This is a genomic window from Bradyrhizobium sp. BWC-3-1 (assembly GCF_032917965.1).
Lineage (GTDB): Bacteria > Pseudomonadota > Alphaproteobacteria > Rhizobiales > Xanthobacteraceae > Bradyrhizobium > Bradyrhizobium canariense_D.
Genome location: NZ_CP136625.1, coordinates 5,480,682 through 5,502,236 on the forward strand (window position 1 = coordinate 5,480,682; position 21,555 = coordinate 5,502,236).

A 21,555-nucleotide genomic window follows, 5' to 3' on the forward strand; every position below is an offset into this window, starting at 1 on the left:
TCGTCAACGTCATCGGTTCATCGAGTCGCGACAGCGGATTCCTCGCCGTCGAGCACGCGCCTCAGGCGGTCGGCATCGAGTGCGCCTTCCCATTTGGCAATCGCGATCGTCGCGACCGCGTTCCCGATCAGATTAGTTGGCGTCAGCCCCTGCGACATCAGGCGGTGGATGCCGAGCACGAGCGCCACGCTCGTCACCGGAATGCTGCCGGTGGCGGACAACGTTGCCGCCAGCACGACGAAGGCGGCGCCCGCGATTCCCGCCGCGCCCTTGGAGGTCACGAGCAGGATCAGAAGCAGCTCGATCTGCTCGGCGAGCCCAAACGGCGTGTTGGTCGCCTGTGCCAGGAACACCGAGGCGGCGGCAAGGTAGAGGCAGGTGCCGTCGAGATTGAAGGAATAGCCGGTCGGGATCACCAGCCCAACGACGCTGCGCTCGCAGCCGGCCTGCTCCAGCTTGGTTAGCATCCGCGGCAGCACCGTCTCGGACGATGTCGTGGCGATGCAGATCAAGAGCTCTTCCCAGATGTAGCGGATCAGCTTGAGCAGCGAGAAGCCACACAGACGCGCGACCGGGCCGAGCGCCACGATGATGAAGATCACGCAGGTGAGATAAAAGCCGCCGAGGAGCTTGCCCAGCGAGGCCAGCGAGCCGACGCCGAACTTGCCGACCGTGAAGGCGATGGCGCCGAAGGCGCCGATCGGCGCAGCCCACATCACGAATCCGACGATGGTGAATACCATCTTGGCGGCGATGTCGATGAGATGGACCAGCGGCGCGGCGCGCTCGCCGAGCTGCACCAGCGCAAATCCGCACAGTACGGCGATGAAGAGCACCTGGAGGATGTTGCCCTCGGCAAAGGCGCCGACGAACGTCGCGGGCACAATGTTTATCAGGAACGGCACAAAGCCGATCACGCCCGACTGCTTGACATAGGGCTCGATCGCGCTGGCATTGATGCTGGCGGGATCGATGTTCATGCCGACGCCGGGCTTGAGCAAGTTCACCGCAATGAGACCGATGATCAGCGCGATCGTGGTCATGATCTCGAAATAGACGATCGCCTTGACGGCGACGCGCCCGACACGGGCCATATCGGCCATATGCGCGATGCCATTGACGACCGTGCAGAAGATGATCGGCGCGATCAGCATCCGGATCGCCTTGATGAAGGCGTCGCCAAGCGGCTGCATCCTGGCGCCCCCCTCGGGATTGACGATCCCAAGCGCGATTCCGGCCGCCATGGCGATCAGCACCTGGATCCAGAGCTCCTTCCACCAGGCGCGGCCGCGCGGCTTGTCGATCGCGAGCGCCGTCATTGGCCGAACTCGAACAGCCGCGCTGGATTATCGACGAGGATCTTCTGTTGATACTCCGGCTCCGGCGCGAACAGCGGGATTAGGTCGACGAGATCGCCGTCGTTCGGCATCGCCTTGACATTGGGATGCGGCCAATCGGTGCCCCAGATGACGCGGTCGGGCGCCGTCTCGACAATTTTTCGCGCGAACGGCACGGCGTCGGTGAACGGCGGACCGGCCGATGACACCCGCTCCGAGCCGCAGATCTTGACCCAGCATTTCTCGTCGCGCTGCATCAGCTCGACCAGGATCTTGAACGGCAGCTGGTCGAGCCCTTCGGACGCCTTCACCCGTCCCATATGGTCGATGGTGTAGCTCAGCGGCAGCCTTATCAGCGTGTCGGCATGTTCAGGCAGGTCGATCGCATCGAAATGCAGATCAATATGCCAGCCGAGCGGTGCGACCAGCGCGACGATGCGGTCGAACACCTGCTTGTCCGGGACCCCGCCGAGATGGCGGACGAAATTGAAGCGGCAGCCGCGGAAGCCGCCCTCATGCAGCACGCGAAGCTCGCGCTCGGTGATGGTGTCGTCGATATTGGCAACCGCGCGATAGGCCCCGTTGCTCTGCGCGATGGCGTCAAGCGCCACCGTGTTGTCGGTGCCATGCACACTCGCATTGACGATGACGGCACGTCCAACGCCGAGCTTGGCATGCAGCGCGCGGAAATCCTCGAGCGGCGCATCCGGCGGCGTGTAGGAACGCTCCGGCGCGTAAGGGTATTTCGCGCCGGGCCCGAAGATGTGGCAATGCGCATCGCAAGACAGGTTCGGCAGTCTGAACTTCGGCGTGCGCGTGTCCGGATCGGGCGGCGGAATGGTCGGCGTGTACATCATTGCCATCAGATAAACCGCCGAACCAGATCGTGTCTTCAAGTCTTGCTGCTGACGACCGGCCGTCGCCGTGCTGGCGCCTGATCCAGCGCCGGCGCCTGGAACGCGGCCACGGTGGCTTGCACCAATTGCTCGATGGCACTTGCGGCATCGCTGCCGTCGGCCTCGCCGCGCGACAGGCGCGAGACGCGATCCGGCGTCACCAGCGAATAATAGAGTGCGCCAAGCAGGAAGTGGCTGCGCCAGACGATATCGGTGCGCGGAACGTGCGGCAGGCTTTCGTGAACAGCATCGATGAAGGCGTGGCTGGTGTCGTCAAAAGTCTGTGCGATGATCTTTCGCGCGACTTCATTGCCCTCCGCGGACATCACCGCGCGCAGCCGCGTGAACCGCGCCCCGCCCCCGGCAAGATCACTGCCCGAGGTGAAGGCCGGCACGACATAGGCCCGCACCACCGCTTCGAGCCGATCCTGGAGATCGCGCACGCGCTTGGCGGCCGCGAGCAGCTCGGAACGGCGCAAATTCATTGGCCCGCAATGGCGCCGGTAGATCTCCAGCAGCAGGCCGTCCTTGGTCTTGAAATGATAGGTGACGCTGCCGGGATTGGCGCCGGCGGCCTGTGCGATATCGCGCACCGACACGGCGTTGAAGCCGTTGGTGGCGAACAGCTCCTCGGCCGCGGCGAGGATCGCCTCGCGCATGTTCGGCTTGCGGGCCGTTTCCTTGCTGGCGGGGTTGCGGATCATGTGATTTGTACTATCGTACAAAAGATCAGGTCTCGTCAACAAAAACCATGGATGACACCCGGAAAGGCCGAGAGACCGCCGCTGGGTGCAAAGGAGTGCTGGGAAATGCTGGGTTTCAACAAGACCATCAGCGGTCTGATGGTGGGCGCCGGTCTGCTGCTCGCGGGGACCGCCGCACAGGCCGACAAATATCCGAGCAAGCCGGTCCACATCCTGGTGCCTTATGCGGCCGGCGGCGCCGTCGACGTGCTCGCGCGCACCTTGGCTCAGGCGCTGGCCGGGACTTGGGGCCAGCAGCCGGTGATCGACAATCGTCCCGGCGCCGGCGGAATCGTCGCGTCCCAAGCGCTGACGCAGGCCGCGCCCGACGGCTACACGCTGATCCTCGTCGCGAGCGGCCATCCACTCAACCAGTTCATCTATCCGAGGGTGCCCTACGACACGTTCAAGGATTTCACCGCGATCAGCGAAGTCGCCTCCTCCCCGCTCGCGATCGTCGTGGCCAAGGACAGCCCCTATAAGACGCTCAGTGATCTCCTCATCGCGGCGAAAAAGGAGCCGGATAAGCTCTCCTACGGCATGTCCGGCAACGGCACCTCGGCGCACCTCGCGGGTGAGCTGTTGAAATACATGTCCGGCACCAAGATCGTCGCGATCCCCTACAAGGGCGGCGCCCCCGCGCTGACCGCCGTGATCGCCGGCGACATTCCGCTCAGCATCAATCCACTTGCGGAAGCCATCAGCCAGATCGAAGGCGGCGCGGTGCGCGCGCTCGCGGTGACCTCGGCCGAACGCTCCAAGGCGCTGCCCAATGTTCCGACCGTCGCCGAGTCGGGCGTGCCGGGTTACGACGTCTCCGTCTGGTGGGGCGTTCTTGGTCCCGCAAAAATGCCGCCGGAGATCGTCACGAAGCTCGAAAGCGATCTGAAGGCGGCGCTGCAGGACCCAAACGTACTGTCGACGCTCGGCAAGATCGGCGCGGCCCCGGTCGGCTCATCGTCGAGGGATTTCGGCGCCTACATGCATGCCGAGGCGACCAAATGGGAGCCGGTGCTGAAGGCCGCCGACATCCGCGCGCAGTGAGGTGCTTCGCATGAGGACCAGCGCGCTGGACACGATCCAGCGCCAGGCAGGCTTGTGCGGCGCCACGAAGGCCGACGCGCAAGTAGGTCAATTGCGTGCGCTCGCCCGCATCTTCTCCGGCGGCGCGGGACGCCGCACGAAATCGGCGTCATCGTCGCCTCCTCCCGACGGGATCAGGATCGCGCGCTCGCGCGGCAGCGCTTCCGGCATCTCGTCCCGGATGAAGGCGATGAGCTTCTCCCTCATCTCGCAGCGCAGGTCCCAGGACTGCGGCGCGTTCCTGGCGCTGACGAGGGCGCGGAGCTCGATGGTGCGAGCATCCGCGTCAACGACCTGGAGATTGACCACCTCGCCGTCCCAGAGCTTGGACTCCTTCACTGCTTCTTCCAGCCAGCGCCGGATCCGCGGCACGTCGGCACGATAATCGACATGAAACGCAATCACGCCGATCAGGGACGCAGTGTCGCGGGTCCAGTTCTGGAATGGCTTTTCGATGAAATAAGACAGCGGCACCACCATGCGGCGCCAGTCCCACAGCCGGATCACCACATAGGTCGCGGCGATGTCCTCGACCCAGCCCCACTCGTTCTCGATGATGACGGCATCCTCGATGCGGATCGGCTGGGTGATTGCGATCTGCATGCCCGCGATCAAATTGCTCAGCAGCGGCCGGGCGGCAAGACCAACGATGATACCGGCGGCACCGGCGGAGGCGAACAGGCTGACGCCGTATTGCCTGACCGAGTCGAATGTCATCAGCGCGGTCGACACCGTGATGATGACGATGATGATATCGGTGACGCGCTTGAAGACGCGGACCTGGGTGACGTGCTTGCGCGCGACAAAATTCTCGGTGACGTCGCGAAAGTTCTGGAGATACCGTGCCGCGCTCATATCCACGATCCGGATCGAGATCCAGCCGATCAGCGCAATGAAGGCGACGACGAACAGGCGCGTCAGCGGCGTGCGGAAGGCGTCGTCCAGCGGCGCGAGCGGCAGCACCAACGCTACGGCGGCAAGACTGAGGGCCAGCTGAGTTGGGCCCGCGGTGCGGGCGATGAACACGCTCACGAGCGGGAGGCGGGTTCCGAAGGCGCGGTTGAACAGCCAAACCGAAAGGCGATAGATCGACAGGGCGATCAGGATCGCGCCCAAGACTAGAGTGAGGCCGACGAACCACGACGGGATCCACCCGAACATCCTGTCGATGTCGGCCAAAGGGGTCTGCCAATCCATTAATGTCCCCGCATTGCATCCGCGCTTGCGTTCAACGCGTTGCAGCGTCGTTCGCTCCCCCGCTCGGTGCAATGCAGCATCCCTCTGGTGCAATCATCGCCGAACTGCGCTATTTGTGGTCAATCATGACTCGACGGACCGGCAGCGCCGATCTTCCCCTTCACACCGGCCGGGTTCCACCCTGGCTGGCGACCCGCATGTCGTCGCTCGGCGCGATCGTCACACAGGCGATCGTGCATCACTACGGACGCGATGCATTCCTCCAGCGGCTCTCGCACCCGTTCTGGTTCCAGTCGTTCGGCGCCGTCATGGGGATGGATTGGCACTCCTCCGGCATCACGACGTCGGTGATTGGCGCGCTGAAGCGCGGGCTGGGACCGCTCCAGGACGAGCTCGGAATCTACGTCTGCGGCGGGCGTGGCCAGCACTCGCGCAAGACCCCGGACGAGCTGATGCAGCTCGGCGACCGAATCGGCTTCGACGGCGCAAAGCTCACGCGTGCGAGTCGCCTCGTGGCGAAGGTTGACAGCGCCGCGGTCCAGGACGGCTTTGACCTTTACCTGCACGGCTTCTTCGTCACCGCCGACGCCAAATGGACCGTGGTGCAGCAAGGCATGAACGGCGACAAGCGGCAGGCCCGCCGCTATCACTGGCATTCCGAGGCGCTGAAGAGTTTTGTCGACGCACCGCACAGCGCGATCGACGGGCCGCGGCAAGGCGAGATCGTCAACCTCACCGACCATCGCGCCGAGATCTCGCGCACCGCGCAGCTCGAGCTTCTGAGCGATCTCGGCCCGGATCGTATCCTTTCCGAATTCGAGCGGCTCACCGGAACTGCGCCCGCGCCCGCACAGGCGACGCTGCCGCACCTGATCATGCCCGGGCATCACGACGTGCGGCCGAAGGACGTGTTTGCACGCCGCCTGCACGGCACACTCGCTGCTGCGGCCGAGCGCGGCCCGGTCGACTTTCCGGAGCTGCTGCTGACTCCCGGCGTTGGCGCTCGCACCGTTCGTTCGCTGGCGATGGTCGCCGAAGTCGTGCACGGCGCGCCCTACCGCTTCAACGATCCCGCGCGCTTCTCGCTTGCCCACGGCGGCAAGGACCGGCATCCCTACCCTGTTCCACTCAAGGTCTATGACGAAACCATTCGCGTGCTGAAGGGGGCGATTCAGAACGCAAAGCTCGGGCGCGAGGAAGAGATGCAAGCCATCAAGCGCCTCGACGACCAGGCGCGGCGGCTGGAGCGCACCGCGCATGGGCCATCCGTCGAATCCTATATCGCCGGAGAGCGTGCGGCCTCGCCCGATCTCGACGGCCGTTCCGTGTTCGGCTGGGAGCGTGATCTCGGGTCGACAAAAAAGCAGACCGGCTGAAAGCCGGTCCGCGAGTTCAGCGGGAAGGAACGCCGCTCTCAGGTCTCGTCGGTGCCCGGCTCCTCGTCGAGCCGGTTGGCCGAGTGGTCCTGATATTGTTCGGTCTGGATCGCCTTGCCGTCCATGCCGCGAATGTCCGAGTGCTGCGCCTTGTCGCGGTTTGACAGCACCATGTTGTCGCCGATCTTCTCCTTGGGCACGTCCGTCATGGCGCCGCTGCCGTCGCCCTTGCCATGCATGCCCGATCTGAAATGCGTCTTGCTGCCACGACCACCTGGCATCTTTTTCTCCTCTTGCTTTGATCGCCCGTGCAGCTCAATGCTTCTGCTGTGCCGGCGTCGGTTTCGGCGGCTTGTGTCCGCTTTGCCGGAATCATTGTGCTTGTTGTGATCGCTTTCCTGGTTGAGGCCGCCTCGGCTCACCGGGAATTCACTCTGTCGCGCCTCAGGTCGCGCCCGGTGAACGGCCGTATTCTCCGGATTGTGGCCGAGGGCGCGCTCAAGCTCTCGCGCGTCTGGAACATCCGGCTTGCGCTCGAGGATGCGAACCTGTTGCTCGTGGGTCTTCTTGCCTTGCATGCTCGTCCTCCGGAGCTATCGGCCTCTTCGGTGCGTGCCACTGCGTGCGATGTCCTTGTCGATGCCGCCAGCGGCGTTCACGTCGTTCTCGACGTCGCCTTCGATCGTGTTCTCGCCCAAGGCGTCCTCGAGGTCCTCAGGCGAGATACCGGCCATCGTTGCGCCCTTCGATCCGCCGATCATGGGGTTATTTTGCATATCCTTTTCCGTCGGTGCGTAGAGTTTGGGTTGCTTGTTGGTCATGCCTCACCTGCCTCCGCCTTTTCCGGCCTCGTCATGCCTGTGGTGTGAATCGTGCTCGCCACCTCCGCCGGAGACGCGGCTGTGGTTGCGCTGCGGGTCGTCCGCCGCGGGCTTCTTCACTTCGAGCGGTGCCTTCGCATTCTCATGCGATGCGCCTGGTCCGCCCTGACGGTTGCTGTTCGGTGTCTTGGTGGATGTCGACATGAGGGTCCGCTCCTCAGCGATCTTGCTGATAGCCTTGGTTGGTGGTGTTCTGCTTGATGTTGCCCTGCTGCCCTTGCTGGTCCGGATTTTGCGCACGCTGCTGGCCGCGCGGGGCAGTCGAGGACACTTGCTTGCTGTCGCCGGTTCCCTTCGGACTTTGATTCTCGGCGGGAACAGGTGGCATCTTGCCGGTCATGATGCTGTCTCCTGTTGTTGATCTGCGACATCGACCGGAGGAACTCGTCGCGGCTTTCGATGTCGCAAAAACAACTAGAGCAACGGCATGCCGTTCCTACCGACGAGTGCAGAGAAATTTTCCGCAAGGTGTAAGTCTCAGCAGGCCACTGGCTGGGAACGAACCAACATCGATCCAGCTGATGCTGTCGCCTGTGCTGCGTGGCCGTCGGGCACGACAGGGAGGTTCGCGATCGCTCGCATGCCCGGTCGCTTGCGCCAGTGGATCTGAGACACGTCCACAGCAAAGCCAAGCCGCGGCCATCGCACAAACAACGCTTCCAGGGCACACGCTGCCTCGATGCGCGCGAGTTGATGGCCGAGGCAGAAATGGATGCCCGTTCCGAAGGACATGTGACGGTTCGGCTTGCGCGCGGGATCGAGGCTCTCGGGGCGCTCATGCATCGCCGGGTCCATGTTCGCGGCGGCGAGCATCACCATGACGCGATCGCCCTTCTTGAGACACACGCCCGCGAGCTCGATATCCCGCCTCACATAGCGGGGCTTGGAGAACTGCACCGGCGACACGAAGCGCAGGAATTCCTCCACCGCAAGCCCGACGCGGCTCCAGTCCTGTGCCAGCCAGTCGCGGACGCCGGGATTTCTGAGGAGCTCGTAGACAGAACCGCTGATGAGATGCGTCGTGGTCTCGGAGCCCGCCGCGAGCAGTAGGAACACCATCGACACCATTTCGTCCGGCGTGATCTGGCCGCCCTCGCGCTCGACCTGAACCAGCTCCGCGATCAGGCCTTCGCCGCCCCGCACGCGGGCAATCTGCAGCTGCCGTTCGAGGTAGGCTCGCATCTTGCGGAACGCGAACAGCATGCGGAAGAAGCTGGCGACGTTCGTAAGTGAGGACATCGTATTGGCCCAGGCGATGAAGCGGGGGCGATCGGCCAATGGCAATCCGAGCAGCTCGGAGATCACCGCGAGCGGCAGGATGCGCGCATAGCGCTGGACGAGATCGGCCGGGCTTCCTGCCAGGAACAGCTCGTCGGCGAGCCCGTCCGCGATGGCGCGGATGCGCGGCTCCATCGCGACGATCGCGCGGCGGCGGAAGGCCTCGTCAACAATGCTGCGCAGCCTTGTGTGGTCAGGCTCGTCCATTGTCAGCATGTTGTTGGCGATGGTTCTGACGTAGTTCGGCATCCACCAGCGTAAACCCGCGACGTCCCCATCCTCCTTGCGCAGCGTGAAATCGGTGCCGTCCTTCAGGACCTGCGCGGTGGCCTCATGGGTCGTGGTGATCCAAACATCGCCGACGAGAGGAAATCGCGCCGCGACCACAGGACCGGACATGCGCAACGTTGCGATCGCCTTGGGCAGATCGCGAAAGAAGGCCTCGCTGGTGAAATCGAGGCGTGGTGCCATGTGATCACCGAAGCGGTTGACGGGGTCTCACCAAGATGGTGCACGACGCCGCCCGCGCAAGGGAACCCGGAACCTCCGCTTCGGCTTCGGTGCAGGCGTGAGAGTCGAGTCTACCCCCGCCCCGGCGAACGCGGGCCGATCTTGCGCTGCTGCTGGTTGGTGTAGGCGTCCCAATTGCTCCAGCTGCCGTTGCTGAGGCTTCGCAGGTCGGTGGTGAGCGGACGGCGCGTGCGCTTGTCGTGATCGGCGATCACGCGCTCGGATTGCACGATCTTGCGCTTGAGTTCCCCGAGCGCCTTCTGGGTCTGGCCGTTCCGCTTCGAAGACGCGATCTCGCCCATCGTGAAGCGCGCGGTTTCGAGCGCCTTCAACTCGGCGCGGTTCTTCTTCAACTGAACCCGGTGCCAGGCGATATTGCTGTCGCTGTCCGCAACCATGTGGGAACTCCGCTGATTCGTTCCCACAGTGTATCGCGTGCCGAATCGACGCCGCAACGGGCGCGCGGCGGCGAAAATACGGTCTTCTTGCGCGGGGGTTCCGGGCTCAGCGCTCGGCGAAGGCCTTTTCGACCACGAATTGGGCCGGCTCGCCGTGATTGCCCTCGACAAGACCCCGCTCGCCGAGGAGCACGCGGGTATCCGCCACCAGCGCCGGGCTGCCGCAGATCATGACGCGATCGTGGGCCGCTTCCAGTGCCGGCAGGCCGATGTCGGAAAACAGCTTGCCCGACGTGATGAGATCGGTGATGCGCCCGCGATTGCGGAAGGGATCGCGCGTCACGGTCGGATAGTAGATCAGCTGGTTGCGGATGTACTCGCCGATCAGCTCGTCCTTGGGCAGCGTCTCGGTGATCATCTCGCCATAGGCGAGCTCCTTCACGTGTCGGCAACCGTGCAGCAGCACGACCTTCTCGAACCGCTCGTAGGTTTCGGGGTCCTTGATCACGCTCAGGAACGGCGCAAGACCCGTACCGGTGCCGATGAGGTAGAGGTTGCGGCCGTCCTCCAGATTGTCGATCACCAGCGTGCCGGTGGCCTTGCGGCTGACGATGATCTCGTCGCCTTCCTTTAGATGCTGGAGCCGTGAGGTGAGCGGGCCGTCCGCGACCTTGATCGAGAAGAACTCCAGCGTGTCCTCGTAATTGGCGCTGGCGACGCTGTAGGCCCGCAGCAGCGGCTTCTCGCCGACCTTGAGCCCGATCATGGTGAATTCGCCGTTGCGGAAGCGGAAGGTCGGGCTGCGGGTGGTCTTGAAGGAGAACAGCGTGTCGGTCCAGTGGTGGACGCTCAAAACGGCTTCCTGATTGAAATTGCTCATCTCACCCTTCCGTGGCGCGTCGTGGCGGTTTTCAAGGCGGCAGCTATGCGTCGTTTGTATACGATCATTTGTGTACTAATGAATAATCCGGCTTGATCCCGCGGTCAAGGCTGCCCAAGATCGGAAGCGTTGCAGTTAAGGACAAGGACCCATTCCATGGCGCATGACGCACCCCAGGCCACCGGACCCTCGAAGCTCGTGATCCGCAATATCGGCCTGATCCTGTCCGGCGCGCTGGAAAAGCCGATCCTGGACGGCGACACCATCGTCGCCGAGAACGGCAAGATCACCGCGATCGGCCGCTTCAAGGACCTCAACACCGAAGGCGCGACCACCATCGTCGAGGCCAACGGCACCACGGTGGCGCCCGGCCTGATCGACAGCCATGTCCATCCTGTTGCGGGCGACTGGACGCCGCGCCAGAACCAGATCGGCTGGATCGACAGCAATTTGCATGGCGGCGTCACCACGATGATTTCCGCCGGCGAGGTGCATATGCCCGGCCGCCCGCGCGACGTCGTGGGGTTGAAGGCGATGGCCATCTTCGCGCAGCGTGCATTCTGGAATCTGCGGCCTGGCGGCGTGAAGGTTCACGCCGGCGCGCCTGTGATCGAGTGCGAGATGGTGGAGGAGGACTTCAAGGAGTTGGCCGCAGCCGGCGTCAAGCTGCTCGGCGAAGTCGGCCTGGGCGGCGTCAAGGACGGCCCCACGGCGCGAAAAATGGTCGGCTGGGCTCGCAAATATGGCATCCAGAGCACGATCCACACCGGCGGTCCTTCGATCCCCGGCTCCGGATTGATCGACAAGGATGTGGTGCTTGAGGCAGACACCGACGTGGTTGGCCACATCAATGGCGGTCACACCGCGCTTCCCGACGACCAGATCCGCTGCATCTGCGAGGGCTGCAAGCGCGGCCTCGAGCTCGTTCACAATGGCAACGAGCGCTCGGCGCTGTTCACGTTGCGCATTGCGCGCGAGATGGGCGATCTGCACCGCGTCATCCTCGGCACCGATGCGCCGGCCGGCTCGGGCGTGCAGCCGCTCGGCATTCTCCGCATGGTGTCGATGCTGTCCTCGCTTGGCGACCTCCCGGCCGAGGTCGCGTTTTGCCTGGCCACCGGCAACACGGCGCGGATGCGCGAATTGGATTGCGGCCTGATCGAAGTGGGCCGCTCGGCCGATTTCGTCATCATGGACAAGGCGCAGCACTCGGCCGGCAAGAACATTTTGGACAGCGTCCAACTCGGCGACCTCCCCGGCATCGGCATGACCATCATTGACGGTATCGTGCGCACCCAGCGCAGCCGCAACACCCCGCCGGCCGGCAGGGTGCCCGAGGTGGTGGCGAAGTGACGCAGCCGGAGCGGCTCGCCGCTCCCGTGCTCCCTTGACAGCATTGAACAAGTCGTCGGCCTGCTGCGTCTAACGCAGGCAGTTCATTGCTGGAACGCCGAGGGAGACATGAAGAATTCGTCGCGGATTGCCGCCGGTGTAGCCGGTGCGGTCGGAGGTTATGTCGCGACCTTTGTGCTGTTTTCAGTGCTCGATCTGGGCAACCGGGCGGACCCGATCACGTCTGGCCTGTTGGCACTGTTCGTCTACTCACCCATCGGAGCGATCGCTGGCGTGGTGCTTGCCAGCTGGCTGGTGACGCGTTCCGGCACGGATGCAGGCAATAGCGGTCTCGCGCGCAACAGCCTGAAATCGCTTGGTGTCGTGGTCCTGCTTTGCGTGGCCGCCGCCGCCACCTACCTGGGCGTCGCGTACATGACGGCCACGCCCTGGCTCAACCGAAACGGCGCCACTCCTCTGCTCGTCTTCGAGGTTCGCCTTCCGGCCGGCGCAACAGTGCCGAAATCACCGCAAGATATCACCATCGAATTGCAGACGGACCTCAACACCATGCCGGGCGAATTGAACGCAGCTGGCTTCCATAGTGACGGCGATCAGCCCGTCATCGCAGGCGAAGTCGAACTGGCGTTCCGAACCTCGCACCGGCAACTCGCCGTCAACATCCAGGGACAGCCCAGCCGAATCTACCCGATCGGATTGACGGCCTCGGCTCCGCATACGCCGGAGTTCGGAACGTGGCGGCGGCTCGCCGATGGCAGCGAAATCCGCTATCGCGCAAAATGGCCGGGGAAGACGTAGCAGGATCACCGCGGTTTCGCTATCTCACAACGCACATAGGTCTGGCGCTTGCCCGGCCCGACCGGGCTGTTGTCCATCACCAGCTTGCCGTCCGCGGCAATGGAAACCCGGGGACTGGAGCGATACTTCTCACCCTCGCCTTCGCAGGCGAGCTTCATTTTCCAGGCGAGTTTCCCGTCGGCAGTGATCTCGCTGGCGCGGCACCGGGTCTCGTACCAATAGAGACGGTTGCCGCCCTCGATGCTCATGCGGTTAGCGCTGTCCTCGTCGCGGCAATCCTTTTTGGTTGACGCCCAGAACCCCTCATAGGCTTGCGCCGCCAGGGCGGGAGCAGACTGGCCCGCCAGCATCACACTCATGCTCAGAGCCATAGCAAACCGGGTCGCCGCTCTCATGTCAAAAACCTCGACAAGACCTTCACCGAGGTTAGTCGCGCCTCACCGCAGCTTGTTCAACAGCGCCATCAGCATCTCGCGCTCCTTTGCCTCGAGCGGCGCCAGCGTCTCTCGTGTGATCGCAAGCGCATTCGGCGCGACCTTTTCCGCCAATTGCTGGCCCGCGCGCGTCAGGCTGACCAGAAGCCGCCGTCCATCCTCCGGATCCTGGCTGGTCTCGGTGAGGCCGCGCGCCGTCAACCGATCGATCACGCCCTTGATGGTCGCCACGTCCATCGCCGTCAGGCGCCCGAGCTGGTTCTGCGAGCATGGCCCGGCCTCGGCGAGCTTCGACAGCGCCGCCCATTGCGTCGGCGTAATGTTGGTGCCGATCTCGCGAGAGAAGATCGCGCTGTGGCGCTGCCAGACCTGGCGAAGGATGAAGCCGACCTGCTCGTCGAGCACATAAGGCGGCTTTGCCGGTTTGACGCTTTTCTTCGCCGCGACGCTTCTCGCCATCCGCTCGATGCCCTTGCCCTTTGCCTTCACAACGACAGATGCGCGTCGCGGATATCCGGACGCGCGTCGAGCTCGGCCATGGTGCCGCCGAAGCAGATGCGGCCGCGCTCGATGATATAGGCGCGATCGGAGATCAGCCGCGCAAAATGCAGATTCTGCTCGGAGACGACGATGCTGACGCCCTCCTTCTTCATGGTCAGGATGGCCTCGACCATCTGCTCCACGATTTTCGGCGACAGGCCTTCCGAGGGCTCATCCAGCAGCACCAGCGATGGATTGCCCATCAGCGTGCGCGCGATGGTGAGCATCTGCTGCTCGCCGCCGCTCATGCGGCCGCCCGGGCGATTTTTCATCTCGCCGAGGTTAGGGAACAGCGAAAACAGCTTGTCGCGAGTCCAGTGCGGCGCGTTCGGGCGCTTCGGCTGGCGGCCGACCTCGAGATTCTCTTCCACCGTCAAATCGGTGAAGATACGCCGCTCCTCCGGCACGTAACCAAGCCCATCCCGCACGATCTCATGTGTCGGACGCGCCGAGACATCCTTGCCTTCGAACATGATCCGTCCTGAGCGCTGCGCGACGAGCCCGACGATCGAGCGAAACGTCGTCGACTTGCCGGCGCCATTGCGGCCGAGCAATGCCACGACTTCCCCCTCGCCGACTTCGAAGCCGATGTCGAACAGGATATGGGCCGGGCCGTAATGACTATTGAGGTCCTGCACCGTGAGCTTCATGCCGATGCTCCCTCGCGAGGCCCGGCATCGTAGAGGAGGCCCTCGCCGAGGTAGACCGCCTGCACCTGCGGATTGCCCCGGACCTCGGCCGGCGAGCCCTCGGCGATCAGCGTGCCGCGGTTGAGCACGATGATGCGGTCGGCGTGCTCGAACACCACGTCCATGTCGTGCTCGGTGAAGAGAACGCCGATCGATTTTTCCCGAGCGATCTGCGCGGTCAGCCGCATCAAATCGACGCGCTCGCGCGGCGCCATGCCGGCGGTCGGCTCGTCCATCAGCAGCAGCTTTGGCTGGTTGGCGAGCGCGACGGCGAGCTCAAGCCGCTTGAGGTCGCCGTAGGCAAGCTCGCCACAGGGGCGATCCGCATAGCCGCCCATGCCGACCAGCTCGAGCAGTCGCCCGGCTTCGCCGCGGTCGAAGTTCGGCGCCGAGCCCCAAAGATTGTACAATTGCTTGCCGTGCGAAATCAGCGCGACCTGCACGTTCTCGCGCACCGTCATGGTCGCGAAAGTCGCGGTGATCTGGAAAGTGCGCCCCACGCCCATCCGCCAGATCTCGCGCGGCTTCCTGCCGGTTGTGTCCTCGCCGAGCAGGCGGACGTGGCCGGTATCAGGCTTGTTCTGGCCATTGAGCATGTCGAAACAGGTGCTCTTGCCCGCGCCGTTCGGTCCGATCAGCGCCAGGATTTCACCGGCGCGCAGCGAGAACGAGACGCCGCGCACGGCATGGACGCCGCCATAGGATTTGGTCAGTCCTTCGACCGCGAGAAGTGGGGGCGCGACGCTCATTCGGCGGACTCGATCGGCTTGGCAAGCAAGGGTGACCCCGGCGGCGACGTCTTCCTGCGGCGCTGCGCTAGCATCTCCAGCATGCCGACGATGCCCTTGGGGAAGACGACGACGATCAGAACGATGAAACCGCCGAGCACGAGTTTTGACAGGTCGGTCTGACTGACCAGCCAGATGTTCAAGGCCTTGTAGACGATGGCGCCGATCACCGCGCCCGACACCGTCTCGACGCCGCCGAGCAGCACCATGACAAGGGCGTCGACCGAGAGCGAGATGCCGAGATTGTCCGGAAAGACGCTGCCCTTGAGGTAGGCGAACAGCGCGCCGCCAATGCCCGCGGTCGTGCCCGCGATCACGAAGGCGGTCCACTGGATACGCTTGGTGTTGATGCCGACCGCTTCGCTGCGCAGCAGCGAGTCGCGCGTCGCCCTCAGCGCATAGCCGAACGGCGAGAACACCATGGCCCGCAAAGCGATCGTCACGAGCGCCGCAACACCGAGCGACAGCCAATAGAAATGCGATGGGCTCGCCGCCCAGCTCGAGGGCCAGACGCCCAGGATGCCGTTGTCGCCGCCGGTGACGCTCACCCACTGGAACGCGATCGACCAGACGATCTGCGCGAAGGCGAGCGTCAGCATCGCAAAATAGACGCCGGAGAGCTGCACCGCGAAGAAGCCGAACACGGCAGCGCCCATGCAGCCGAGCAGCGGACCGAGCAACAGGCAGACGATCATCGGCAGTCCGGCCATCTTGGCGAGGAAAGCGACGCCGTAAGCGCCGAGGCCGAAATAGGCGGCGTGACCAAAGGACGCGAGCCCGCCGACCGACATCAGGAAGTGCAGGCTGACGGCGAAGATCACTGAGATCGCGATCTCCGAGCCGACGGTCAGTGCATAATTGCCGGCGAACAGCGGTAGTGTCGCCGCGACGACGAGCGCTGCAAACGCAGCCAACCGCTCATTCGACGTCAGCGGTCGCCAGGGATTGACGGTGAGACCGGGCGTCTTGCGGGCCGGCGCCTCGGGCCTGCCGAACAAGCCCCAGGGCCGCACGATCAGCACCACCGCCATCACCAGGAAGACCAGGATGATAGAGATTTTTGGAAAGATCAGGATGCCGAAGGCGTTGAGCTCGGAGACCAGCACAGCCGCGACGAAAGCGCCGATGATGCTACCGAGGCCTCCGATCACCACGACGACGAAGACCTCGACGATGATGCGCAAATCCATCGCATGATGCACGGCATCGCGTGGGATCTGGAGCGCACCGCCGAGAGCGGCGAGGAAAACGCCGACCGCAAACACGCTCGTGAACAACCATTTCTGATTGACGCCCAGCGCCGCGACCATGTCGCGGTCCTGCGTCGCTGCGCGCACCAGAACGCCCCAGCGCGTGCGCTGGAACAAGAGCCAGAGAATGCCGAGCACGACCGGTCCGAGCACGATCAGAAACAGATCATAGCTCGGAATGTTCTGGCCGAAGAAGTCGATCGCCCCCTTGAAGCCGGGCGCACGGCGCCCCACGAGATCGTCTGGGCCCCAGATCAGGACGACGAGGTCCTCGACCATCAAGGTCAGGCCGAAGGTCGCAAGCAGCTGGAACAGCTCGGGCGCGTGATAGATGCGCCGGAGCAGCACCATCTCGACGATGACGCCGATCAGCGCCACCGCGAACGCCGCCACCACGATGCCGCCCCAGAAGCCGAATGCACCTGACAGGCGCTCCGTCAGCGTGAAGGCGACATAGGCGCCGATCATGTAAAAGGCGCCATGCGCAAAATTCACGATCCGCGTCACGCCAAAGATGATCGACAGGCCCGACGCCACCAGGAAAAGCGACGCTGCGCTGGCGAGACCGGTCAGAAACTGTACGACGTAAAAGGCCATCTGCGGTCCGGGTTAAGCGTAAGTCGCAATATTAGGCTTCATCCTTCGAGACGGCGCTACGCGCCTCCTCAGGATGAGGTCCGGGACCCTCATGGTGAGGAGCGCGGCTGCGCCGCGCGTCTCGAACCACGAGGCCCCGGTCTCACTTTGGATCAATCCTTCGGACGCAGCTTCTCGACTTCGGCATCGCTTGGTAGATAGTCCGCGCCCTTCTTGTAAGACGAGTCCACCATCACGCCCTTACCTTCCTTCAGCGCGGTCTTGCCGACATAGGCACCGAGCGTCGACTGGTGATCGATCTTGCGGAAGGTGATCTCGCCCAGCGGCGACGGCATCGAAAGTCCTTCCGCCGCAGTGATCAGCTTCTCCGGATCGGTCGAATTGGCCTTCGCCAGGATCGCCGCCGCCGACTTGATGGTCTGGTAGCCAACGATCGAGCCGAGGCGCGGATAGTCGTTGTACTTGGCCTGATAGGCCTTCAGGAACGCGTCGTGCTCGGGCGTCTTGATCGAGTACCAGGGATAGCCGGTGACGATCCAACCCTCGGGTGTCTCCTCCTTGAGTGGATCGAGATATTCCGGCTCACCGGTGAGGAAGGAGACGACCTCGCGTCCCTTGAACAGGCCGCGGGTGTTGCCTTCGCGCACGAGCTTGACGAGATCGGCGCCGAAGGTGACGTTGAGGATCGCTTCGGGATTGGCCGCGGCAACCGCCTGCACCACCGGACCGGCGTCGATCTTGCCCTGCGGCGGCCACTGCTCATCGACCCACTGGATGTCGGGCCGCTTCTCCGACATCAGCTTCTTGAACACCGCGACCGCGGACTGGCCGTATTCATAGTTCGGCGCGATCGTCGCCCAGCGCTTTGCCGGCAGCTTGCTGGCCGCTTCCACCAGCATCGCGGCCTGCATGTAGTTCGAAGGACGCAGTCGGAACGTGTACTTGTTGCCTTTCGACCAGGTGATGGCGTCCGTCAGAGGCTCGGCCGCCAGAAAGAACACCTTCTTCTGGTTGGCGAAGTCGCTGACCGCAAGACCGATGTTCGACAGGAACGTACCCGTCAGCATCGCCACGCCCTCGCTCGACACCAGCTCGTTGGCCGCGGTCTGCGCATCTGCCGGCTTGCCACCATCGTCCTTGGAGACGACGATGAGCTTCTTGCCGTTGATGCCGCCGGCCGCATTGATCTCTTCGACCGCGAGCTGCCAGCCCTTGCGATAGGGCTCAGTGAACGCCGGCAGCAGCGAGTAGCTGTTGATCTCGCCGATCTTGATGTCCTGCGCAAGGGCCGAATGAGCCATGCCGCTTGCCAACAGCGCGAACGCCGCCCCGACAAAATAGTTCTTTGCTCGCATCCCAACCTCCACTTTCTGAAAAGATTAACGCAGTCCATCTTCGCCCTTGATCTCCGCAACGGTCAGCCCGCCGACGCGCGGCAAAGGACGGCCACTGTCGGTGACGGCGACCGCGACCATGATCTCGTTGGCGCGCGGCGCGTCGTTGATCTGCACTTCCATGCCATCGAAATGACTGCGCACGAACGCTGCATCCTTGTGGCCCAGCGGAACGTCCAGCGTCGTGCCGGGTCCACTGCGCTTCTTCGACGACGGGATCAGCGCAGCGCCTTTGCCCAGCACTTTACGCACCGGCGCGCCCATTTTCGGGTGAAGGATGGCGGCTGCATGCTCCAGCTCGCCATTCTCGCCGACGGCCGCGGCCTTGCCATAGCTCTGCGCCTTGGACCCGTCGATGCCGAGCGCCGCCACCGCGCGCTTCGAGAGCAGCTCGCCGAGCTCCTCGCCAATCGCGATCAGCGGCGAGAGATCCTCGACATACTTTCCAGCAAACGGATTCTCGATCACGGCGATCGCCGCCGCACGCCGCGTCGGCGGTGAGACCTGGCGGCCCATCTCCATCTGCGTCTCTTCGACGACGGTGACGATCTTGCGGATGATCGCGCTCATGATTGTTTCCTCAAACCGCTTCCCAGTTCAGGCATGGACCGCGTTCTCTTGTACAAGCGGGCGCGATCGTTGCCGTTCAATATCCTTGGTCCCGATGACAATCATATCACCACAAAGCTGCAACACGGCACCCTCGATCAATCCGCGATCGAATAATTGCCGTGCACATTCCGCGCCAGATTCGAGCGCGGTGGTGATCTCGTTCTGCGACAATCCACCAACGTTGCGGGTCACGAGCCGCGCGCCAAGATCGCTGTCGGGCTGAAGTTCGTTCGCAGGTTTTCGGATGATGGCGGGATGCCCCGGCAGATCGACGGCGTTCGCAACGATCGTCGCGGCCGCGTCGGCTTGCGACGCCGTTCCGGCCAGCACGGTCACCGCATCGGCAATCCCGAGGGAAAAGCTGCGGCCGTGCCGTCCGCTGGTCGCAATGCCACGCACGGGATCATCGGCGTCCACCCTGATTGTCCGCATCACGCCGTCGCGATCGGGCCGGTCCATCAGGCCGACCGAAAAATGCTCGCCCTCGCCGAGATGCAGGGCAATGTCTCCGCCATTGTTGACATAGGCCCGATCGAGCGCCGCAGCGTTCAGCATTGCGCCCAACACCTCCTCCGCCACGCTGCCGGCCACAGCGGCCATCGGCGTGATGAAGCCATCACCGGCATAGGGCGCCACCGCGGCGTGCATGCGATGCGCCACAACGCCTCTCAACGAGGTCCGCTCCTCGACAACGGTCCGCAGTTCCGGCAGTTCCGCGCAGAGCTCGTCGAGAAGCCCGGTGAACCGTTCGGCCGCAGCCTTATAGGCCTCGCGCACTGCGTCGGCCGCCCCCCTCGCCTCGACGATCAGGTCAATCGGTCCATCCTGCAAATGCAGCCGCCGGCCGTCAGACAGCAACGCGATTTGCGGGAGCCTTGTCATACCCGGGGGCCCGGGATCGGGTTCTGCCAGGGCAATTGGCGGACATCGTCGCCGCCCTGAACTTCGGCGAGCGGCTTCACATAATCCATGTGCCCGCCGAGCGCCGCATAGTCCGACAGCTTCATCGTGAATTCGATCGGCGCCACCAGCGCGGGCGTCGGCACGTAACCGAATGCCCCCGCCGGCATCTGCGTCACGTCGACCATGTAGGTGATGCCGCCGCCCGGCCAGACATAGACCGGCGCGCCGCCACTGGTGACGCGCGTCAGCGCCTCCTTCACCGAGCGCGTCAGCCGCACCGGATTGTCGGTCACGCCCGCCCGCAAGGAACCACCGGCGCCCGCCATGAACAGCACCGTGCACAGCGCCGGCTCGCAATTCTCCTGAATGCGCTCGACCGAAAACTTGAGGTCATCCGGCATCTCGGTCTCGACCGGCTTCAAGGCTTCGTCGAGCACGTAATAGGACGAATGCTCGCCCGTCGTGGAGACCATCAGCATCGAGAGGCCAGGCTTGGCCTCCTTCGCGTCGAACGGTCCCAGGATTGCGAGCGGATCGGAGATATTGGTGCCGCCCCAACCCGTGCCGGGATCGGCGACCTGGAAATAGCGGCCGGGCGTCGAGCGGCGCCCCTTCATCTTGATGCCGGTATCGGCGATGTCGAGCAGCTTGCCGGCCTGATGCTCCGAGAGCACGCCGGTGATATGGTCGTCGACCACGACAACCTCGTCGACCTTGCCGTGCCATTGTTTGGCGAACATGCCGATCGTCGCCGAGCCGCAGCCGACGCGCATGCGCTCTTCTTTCATGCCGTTGACGATCGGCGCCTGGCCGGCCTGCACCACCACGCTCGCCCCGCCGTCGATGGTGAGCTCGACCGCCTTGCAATTTGCGAGGTCCATCAGCGTGTCACAGGTGACGCGGCCTTCCTTCTTGGAGCCGCCGGTCAGATGGTGCACACCGCCGAGCGACAGCATCTGCGAACCGTATTCGCTGGTGGTGACATGACCGACCGCCTCGCCTTGTGCACGAACGGTCGCCGTCTCCGGCCCGAGATAGCGGTCGGTGTCGATCTTCACCTTGATGCCGCAATAGGAGAAGATGCCCTCGGTGACAACAGTCACCATGTCGACGCCATCGACCTCCGCCGAGACGATGAACGGCGCCGGCTTGTAGTCGGGATAGGTCGTCCCCGCGCCGATCGCCGTTACAAAGGTGGAAGGCTCGTGGACGATCTTGCCGTCCCAATCTTCGGTGCGGCTGAACGGAACGAGCTTGCCGCCATGGGACACGGTGCGCTCCAGGATCACATGCGGATCGACGCGGACGAGCTTGCCCTCGTGATTGGCATAGCGGTCGCAGGCGCCCGCCGCGCCCGGCTTGATGTAGCACATCACCGGACACGCATCGCAGCGGATCTTGTCGATGGCGGCGCTCGTAGGTTCAGTCACCATGTCAAAGCCAGCCGACAGTGCAGTTATCATTTGTACACGAACGATGTTGCGCGCCCTCCCGATGACTGTCAAGCGGCTGTGCGGCGCAAAACATACGCCTGCCGCATAAAACCTCGTTTGCCTATCCGGCCTGTCCACAAAGAAGGCACTCGCGCTGCACTGCGGCATGTCCGGCTTGCACGTTT

General features: G+C 63.9%; 24 protein-coding genes. 4 read left to right on the plus strand and 20 right to left on the minus strand.

What is annotated here, in order from left to right:
• Window positions 1-17: 17 nt before the first annotated feature.
• Genes dctA through RX329_RS26785 form a run of 3 tightly spaced genes read right to left on the minus strand, consistent with a single transcriptional unit; the run spans window position 18 to window position 2,937 of the window.
• Window positions 18-1,319, minus strand: a complete 1,302-nt coding sequence (gene dctA / locus RX329_RS26775) for a C4-dicarboxylate transporter DctA (RefSeq protein WP_018459298.1) — start codon at window positions 1,317-1,319, stop codon at window positions 18-20.
• Complete coding sequence (locus tag RX329_RS26780) at window positions 1,316-2,200, minus strand: amidohydrolase family protein (protein ID WP_018459299.1); 885 nt, start codon at window positions 2,198-2,200, stop codon at window positions 1,316-1,318. The genes dctA and RX329_RS26780 overlap by 4 nt, the downstream gene beginning before the upstream one ends.
• A 29-nt stretch (window positions 2,201-2,229) precedes the next feature.
• Entirely contained in the window at window positions 2,230-2,937 is a 708-nt protein-coding gene (locus RX329_RS26785) for a TetR/AcrR family transcriptional regulator (RefSeq protein ID WP_085385611.1), read from the minus strand.
• 105 nt (window positions 2,938-3,042) lie between these two features.
• Here RX329_RS26785 and RX329_RS26790 point away from each other — a divergent pair, with 105 nt between their 5' ends.
• Window positions 3,043-4,020, plus strand: a complete 978-nt coding sequence (locus tag RX329_RS26790) for a tripartite tricarboxylate transporter substrate binding protein (RefSeq protein WP_085353040.1) — start codon at window positions 3,043-3,045, stop codon at window positions 4,018-4,020.
• Between the two features lie 87 nt (window positions 4,021-4,107).
• Here RX329_RS26790 and RX329_RS26795 read toward each other — a convergent pair whose 3' ends face one another.
• Window positions 4,108-5,256 carry a mechanosensitive ion channel family protein gene (locus RX329_RS26795; protein WP_317244473.1) on the minus strand — a complete coding sequence of 383 codons (1,149 nt, stop codon included), beginning with the start codon at window positions 5,254-5,256 and terminating at the stop codon, window positions 4,108-4,110.
• Window positions 5,257-5,381: 125 nt separating this feature from the next.
• Between RX329_RS26795 and RX329_RS26800 the strand changes: the two genes are divergently transcribed.
• Window positions 5,382-6,632 (plus strand): DUF763 domain-containing protein, encoded by a 1,251-nt coding sequence (locus RX329_RS26800; protein WP_026233776.1) that lies wholly within the window; start codon window positions 5,382-5,384, stop codon window positions 6,630-6,632.
• 38 nt (window positions 6,633-6,670) lie between these two features.
• Here RX329_RS26800 and RX329_RS26805 read toward each other — a convergent pair whose 3' ends face one another.
• The 7 genes from RX329_RS26805 to RX329_RS26835 all read right to left on the minus strand — a co-directional run bounded on the left by RX329_RS26805 (window position 6,671) and on the right by RX329_RS26835 (window position 10,579).
• Complete coding sequence (locus RX329_RS26805; protein ID WP_026233777.1) at window positions 6,671-6,913, minus strand: hypothetical protein; 243 nt, start codon at window positions 6,911-6,913, stop codon at window positions 6,671-6,673.
• Window positions 6,914-7,225: 312 nt separating this feature from the next.
• Window positions 7,226-7,453 carry a hypothetical protein gene (locus tag RX329_RS26810; protein WP_018459306.1) on the minus strand — a complete coding sequence of 76 codons (228 nt, stop codon included), beginning with the start codon at window positions 7,451-7,453 and terminating at the stop codon, window positions 7,226-7,228.
• A 3-nt stretch (window positions 7,454-7,456) separates the two neighbouring features.
• Complete coding sequence (locus RX329_RS26815; RefSeq protein ID WP_018459307.1) at window positions 7,457-7,657, minus strand: hypothetical protein; 201 nt, start codon at window positions 7,655-7,657, stop codon at window positions 7,457-7,459.
• A gap of 13 nt (window positions 7,658-7,670) precedes the next feature.
• Entirely contained in the window at window positions 7,671-7,853 is a 183-nt protein-coding gene (locus RX329_RS26820; RefSeq protein WP_018459308.1) for a hypothetical protein, read from the minus strand.
• A gap of 137 nt (window positions 7,854-7,990) precedes the next feature.
• Complete coding sequence (locus RX329_RS26825) at window positions 7,991-9,262, minus strand: cytochrome P450 (RefSeq protein ID WP_317244474.1); 1,272 nt, start codon at window positions 9,260-9,262, stop codon at window positions 7,991-7,993.
• Between the two features lie 110 nt (window positions 9,263-9,372).
• Complete coding sequence (locus tag RX329_RS26830; RefSeq protein WP_018459310.1) at window positions 9,373-9,699, minus strand: hypothetical protein; 327 nt, start codon at window positions 9,697-9,699, stop codon at window positions 9,373-9,375.
• Window positions 9,700-9,805: 106 nt separating this feature from the next.
• Entirely contained in the window at window positions 9,806-10,579 is a 774-nt protein-coding gene (locus RX329_RS26835; RefSeq protein WP_018459311.1) for a ferredoxin--NADP reductase, read from the minus strand.
• 156 nt (window positions 10,580-10,735) lie between these two features.
• Here RX329_RS26835 and RX329_RS26840 point away from each other — a divergent pair, with 156 nt between their 5' ends.
• Both RX329_RS26840 and RX329_RS26845 read left to right on the plus strand, forming a co-directional pair.
• Window positions 10,736-11,932: an amidohydrolase family protein gene (locus tag RX329_RS26840; protein ID WP_018459312.1), complete on the plus strand. Its 1,197-nt coding sequence runs from the start codon at window positions 10,736-10,738 to the stop codon at window positions 11,930-11,932.
• A gap of 108 nt (window positions 11,933-12,040) precedes the next feature.
• Entirely contained in the window at window positions 12,041-12,730 is a 690-nt protein-coding gene (locus RX329_RS26845) for a hypothetical protein (RefSeq protein ID WP_085352764.1), read from the plus strand.
• Window positions 12,731-12,735: 5 nt separating this feature from the next.
• Here the strand turns inward: RX329_RS26845 and RX329_RS26850 are convergent, their stop codons facing one another.
• From RX329_RS26850 to RX329_RS26890, 9 genes are all read right to left on the minus strand, one after another.
• The gene (locus RX329_RS26850) at window positions 12,736-13,125 is read right to left on the minus strand and encodes a hypothetical protein (RefSeq protein WP_018459313.1); all 390 of its coding nucleotides are present in this window, start codon (window positions 13,123-13,125) and stop codon (window positions 12,736-12,738) included.
• A 42-nt stretch (window positions 13,126-13,167) separates the two neighbouring features.
• Window positions 13,168-13,623 carry a MarR family winged helix-turn-helix transcriptional regulator gene (locus RX329_RS26855; RefSeq protein WP_007592445.1) on the minus strand — a complete coding sequence of 152 codons (456 nt, stop codon included), beginning with the start codon at window positions 13,621-13,623 and terminating at the stop codon, window positions 13,168-13,170.
• A 26-nt stretch (window positions 13,624-13,649) separates the two neighbouring features.
• A complete protein-coding gene (locus tag RX329_RS26860; RefSeq protein WP_007592446.1) occupies window positions 13,650-14,354 on the minus strand; it encodes an ABC transporter ATP-binding protein in 705 nt (234 codons plus the stop codon).
• Entirely contained in the window at window positions 14,351-15,142 is a 792-nt protein-coding gene (locus RX329_RS26865; protein WP_085352763.1) for an ABC transporter ATP-binding protein, read from the minus strand. Before RX329_RS26865 ends, RX329_RS26860 begins: the two co-directional genes overlap by 4 nt.
• Window positions 15,139-17,028 carry an ABC transporter permease gene (locus RX329_RS26870; RefSeq protein WP_085352762.1) on the minus strand — a complete coding sequence of 630 codons (1,890 nt, stop codon included), beginning with the start codon at window positions 17,026-17,028 and terminating at the stop codon, window positions 15,139-15,141. Before RX329_RS26870 ends, RX329_RS26865 begins: the two co-directional genes overlap by 4 nt.
• Window positions 17,029-17,180: 152 nt before the next feature.
• Window positions 17,181-18,383 carry an ABC transporter substrate-binding protein gene (locus RX329_RS26875; protein ID WP_085352761.1) on the minus strand — a complete coding sequence of 401 codons (1,203 nt, stop codon included), beginning with the start codon at window positions 18,381-18,383 and terminating at the stop codon, window positions 17,181-17,183.
• A gap of 24 nt (window positions 18,384-18,407) precedes the next feature.
• Entirely contained in the window at window positions 18,408-18,992 is a 585-nt protein-coding gene (locus RX329_RS26880; protein WP_085352760.1) for an amino acid synthesis family protein, read from the minus strand.
• A gap of 27 nt (window positions 18,993-19,019) precedes the next feature.
• The gene (locus tag RX329_RS26885; protein ID WP_018459320.1) at window positions 19,020-19,916 is read right to left on the minus strand and encodes a UPF0280 family protein; all 897 of its coding nucleotides are present in this window, start codon (window positions 19,914-19,916) and stop codon (window positions 19,020-19,022) included.
• Entirely contained in the window at window positions 19,913-21,370 is a 1,458-nt protein-coding gene (locus tag RX329_RS26890) for a 6-hydroxynicotinate reductase (RefSeq protein ID WP_085385609.1), read from the minus strand. Before RX329_RS26890 ends, RX329_RS26885 begins: the two co-directional genes overlap by 4 nt.
• Window positions 21,371-21,555 lie beyond the last annotated feature (185 nt).

Excerpts from the sequence above, each read along its gene's own strand:
- dctA (WP_018459298.1), bottom strand. The coding sequence starts at position 1,319 with ATGACGGCGCTCGCGATCGACAAGCCGCGCGGCCGCGCCTGGTGGAAG.
- RX329_RS26780 (WP_018459299.1), bottom strand. The coding sequence starts at position 2,200 with ATGGCAATGATGTACACGCCGACCATTCCGCCGCCCGATCCGGACACG.
- RX329_RS26785 (WP_085385611.1), bottom strand. The coding sequence starts at position 2,937 with ATGATCCGCAACCCCGCCAGCAAGGAAACGGCCCGCAAGCCGAACATG.
- RX329_RS26790 (WP_085353040.1), top strand. The coding sequence starts at position 3,043 with ATGCTGGGTTTCAACAAGACCATCAGCGGTCTGATGGTGGGCGCCGGT.
- RX329_RS26795 (WP_317244473.1), bottom strand. The coding sequence starts at position 5,256 with ATGGATTGGCAGACCCCTTTGGCCGACATCGACAGGATGTTCGGGTGG.
- RX329_RS26800 (WP_026233776.1), top strand. The coding sequence starts at position 5,382 with ATGACTCGACGGACCGGCAGCGCCGATCTTCCCCTTCACACCGGCCGG.
- RX329_RS26805 (WP_026233777.1), bottom strand. The coding sequence starts at position 6,913 with ATGCCAGGTGGTCGTGGCAGCAAGACGCATTTCAGATCGGGCATGCAT.
- RX329_RS26810 (WP_018459306.1), bottom strand. The coding sequence starts at position 7,453 with ATGACCAACAAGCAACCCAAACTCTACGCACCGACGGAAAAGGATATG.
- RX329_RS26815 (WP_018459307.1), bottom strand. The coding sequence starts at position 7,657 with ATGTCGACATCCACCAAGACACCGAACAGCAACCGTCAGGGCGGACCA.
- RX329_RS26820 (WP_018459308.1), bottom strand. The coding sequence starts at position 7,853 with ATGACCGGCAAGATGCCACCTGTTCCCGCCGAGAATCAAAGTCCGAAG.
- RX329_RS26825 (WP_317244474.1), bottom strand. The coding sequence starts at position 9,262 with ATGGCACCACGCCTCGATTTCACCAGCGAGGCCTTCTTTCGCGATCTG.
- RX329_RS26830 (WP_018459310.1), bottom strand. The coding sequence starts at position 9,699 with ATGGTTGCGGACAGCGACAGCAATATCGCCTGGCACCGGGTTCAGTTG.
- RX329_RS26835 (WP_018459311.1), bottom strand. The coding sequence starts at position 10,579 with ATGAGCAATTTCAATCAGGAAGCCGTTTTGAGCGTCCACCACTGGACC.
- RX329_RS26840 (WP_018459312.1), top strand. The coding sequence starts at position 10,736 with ATGGCGCATGACGCACCCCAGGCCACCGGACCCTCGAAGCTCGTGATC.
- RX329_RS26845 (WP_085352764.1), top strand. The coding sequence starts at position 12,041 with ATGAAGAATTCGTCGCGGATTGCCGCCGGTGTAGCCGGTGCGGTCGGA.
- RX329_RS26850 (WP_018459313.1), bottom strand. The coding sequence starts at position 13,125 with ATGAGAGCGGCGACCCGGTTTGCTATGGCTCTGAGCATGAGTGTGATG.
- RX329_RS26855 (WP_007592445.1), bottom strand. The coding sequence starts at position 13,623 with ATGGCGAGAAGCGTCGCGGCGAAGAAAAGCGTCAAACCGGCAAAGCCG.
- RX329_RS26860 (WP_007592446.1), bottom strand. The coding sequence starts at position 14,354 with ATGAAGCTCACGGTGCAGGACCTCAATAGTCATTACGGCCCGGCCCAT.
- RX329_RS26865 (WP_085352763.1), bottom strand. The coding sequence starts at position 15,142 with ATGAGCGTCGCGCCCCCACTTCTCGCGGTCGAAGGACTGACCAAATCC.
- RX329_RS26870 (WP_085352762.1), bottom strand. The coding sequence starts at position 17,028 with ATGGCCTTTTACGTCGTACAGTTTCTGACCGGTCTCGCCAGCGCAGCG.
- RX329_RS26875 (WP_085352761.1), bottom strand. The coding sequence starts at position 18,383 with ATGCGAGCAAAGAACTATTTTGTCGGGGCGGCGTTCGCGCTGTTGGCA.
- RX329_RS26880 (WP_085352760.1), bottom strand. The coding sequence starts at position 18,992 with ATGAGCGCGATCATCCGCAAGATCGTCACCGTCGTCGAAGAGACGCAG.
- RX329_RS26885 (WP_018459320.1), bottom strand. The coding sequence starts at position 19,916 with ATGACAAGGCTCCCGCAAATCGCGTTGCTGTCTGACGGCCGGCGGCTG.
- RX329_RS26890 (WP_085385609.1), bottom strand. The coding sequence starts at position 21,370 with ATGGTGACTGAACCTACGAGCGCCGCCATCGACAAGATCCGCTGCGAT.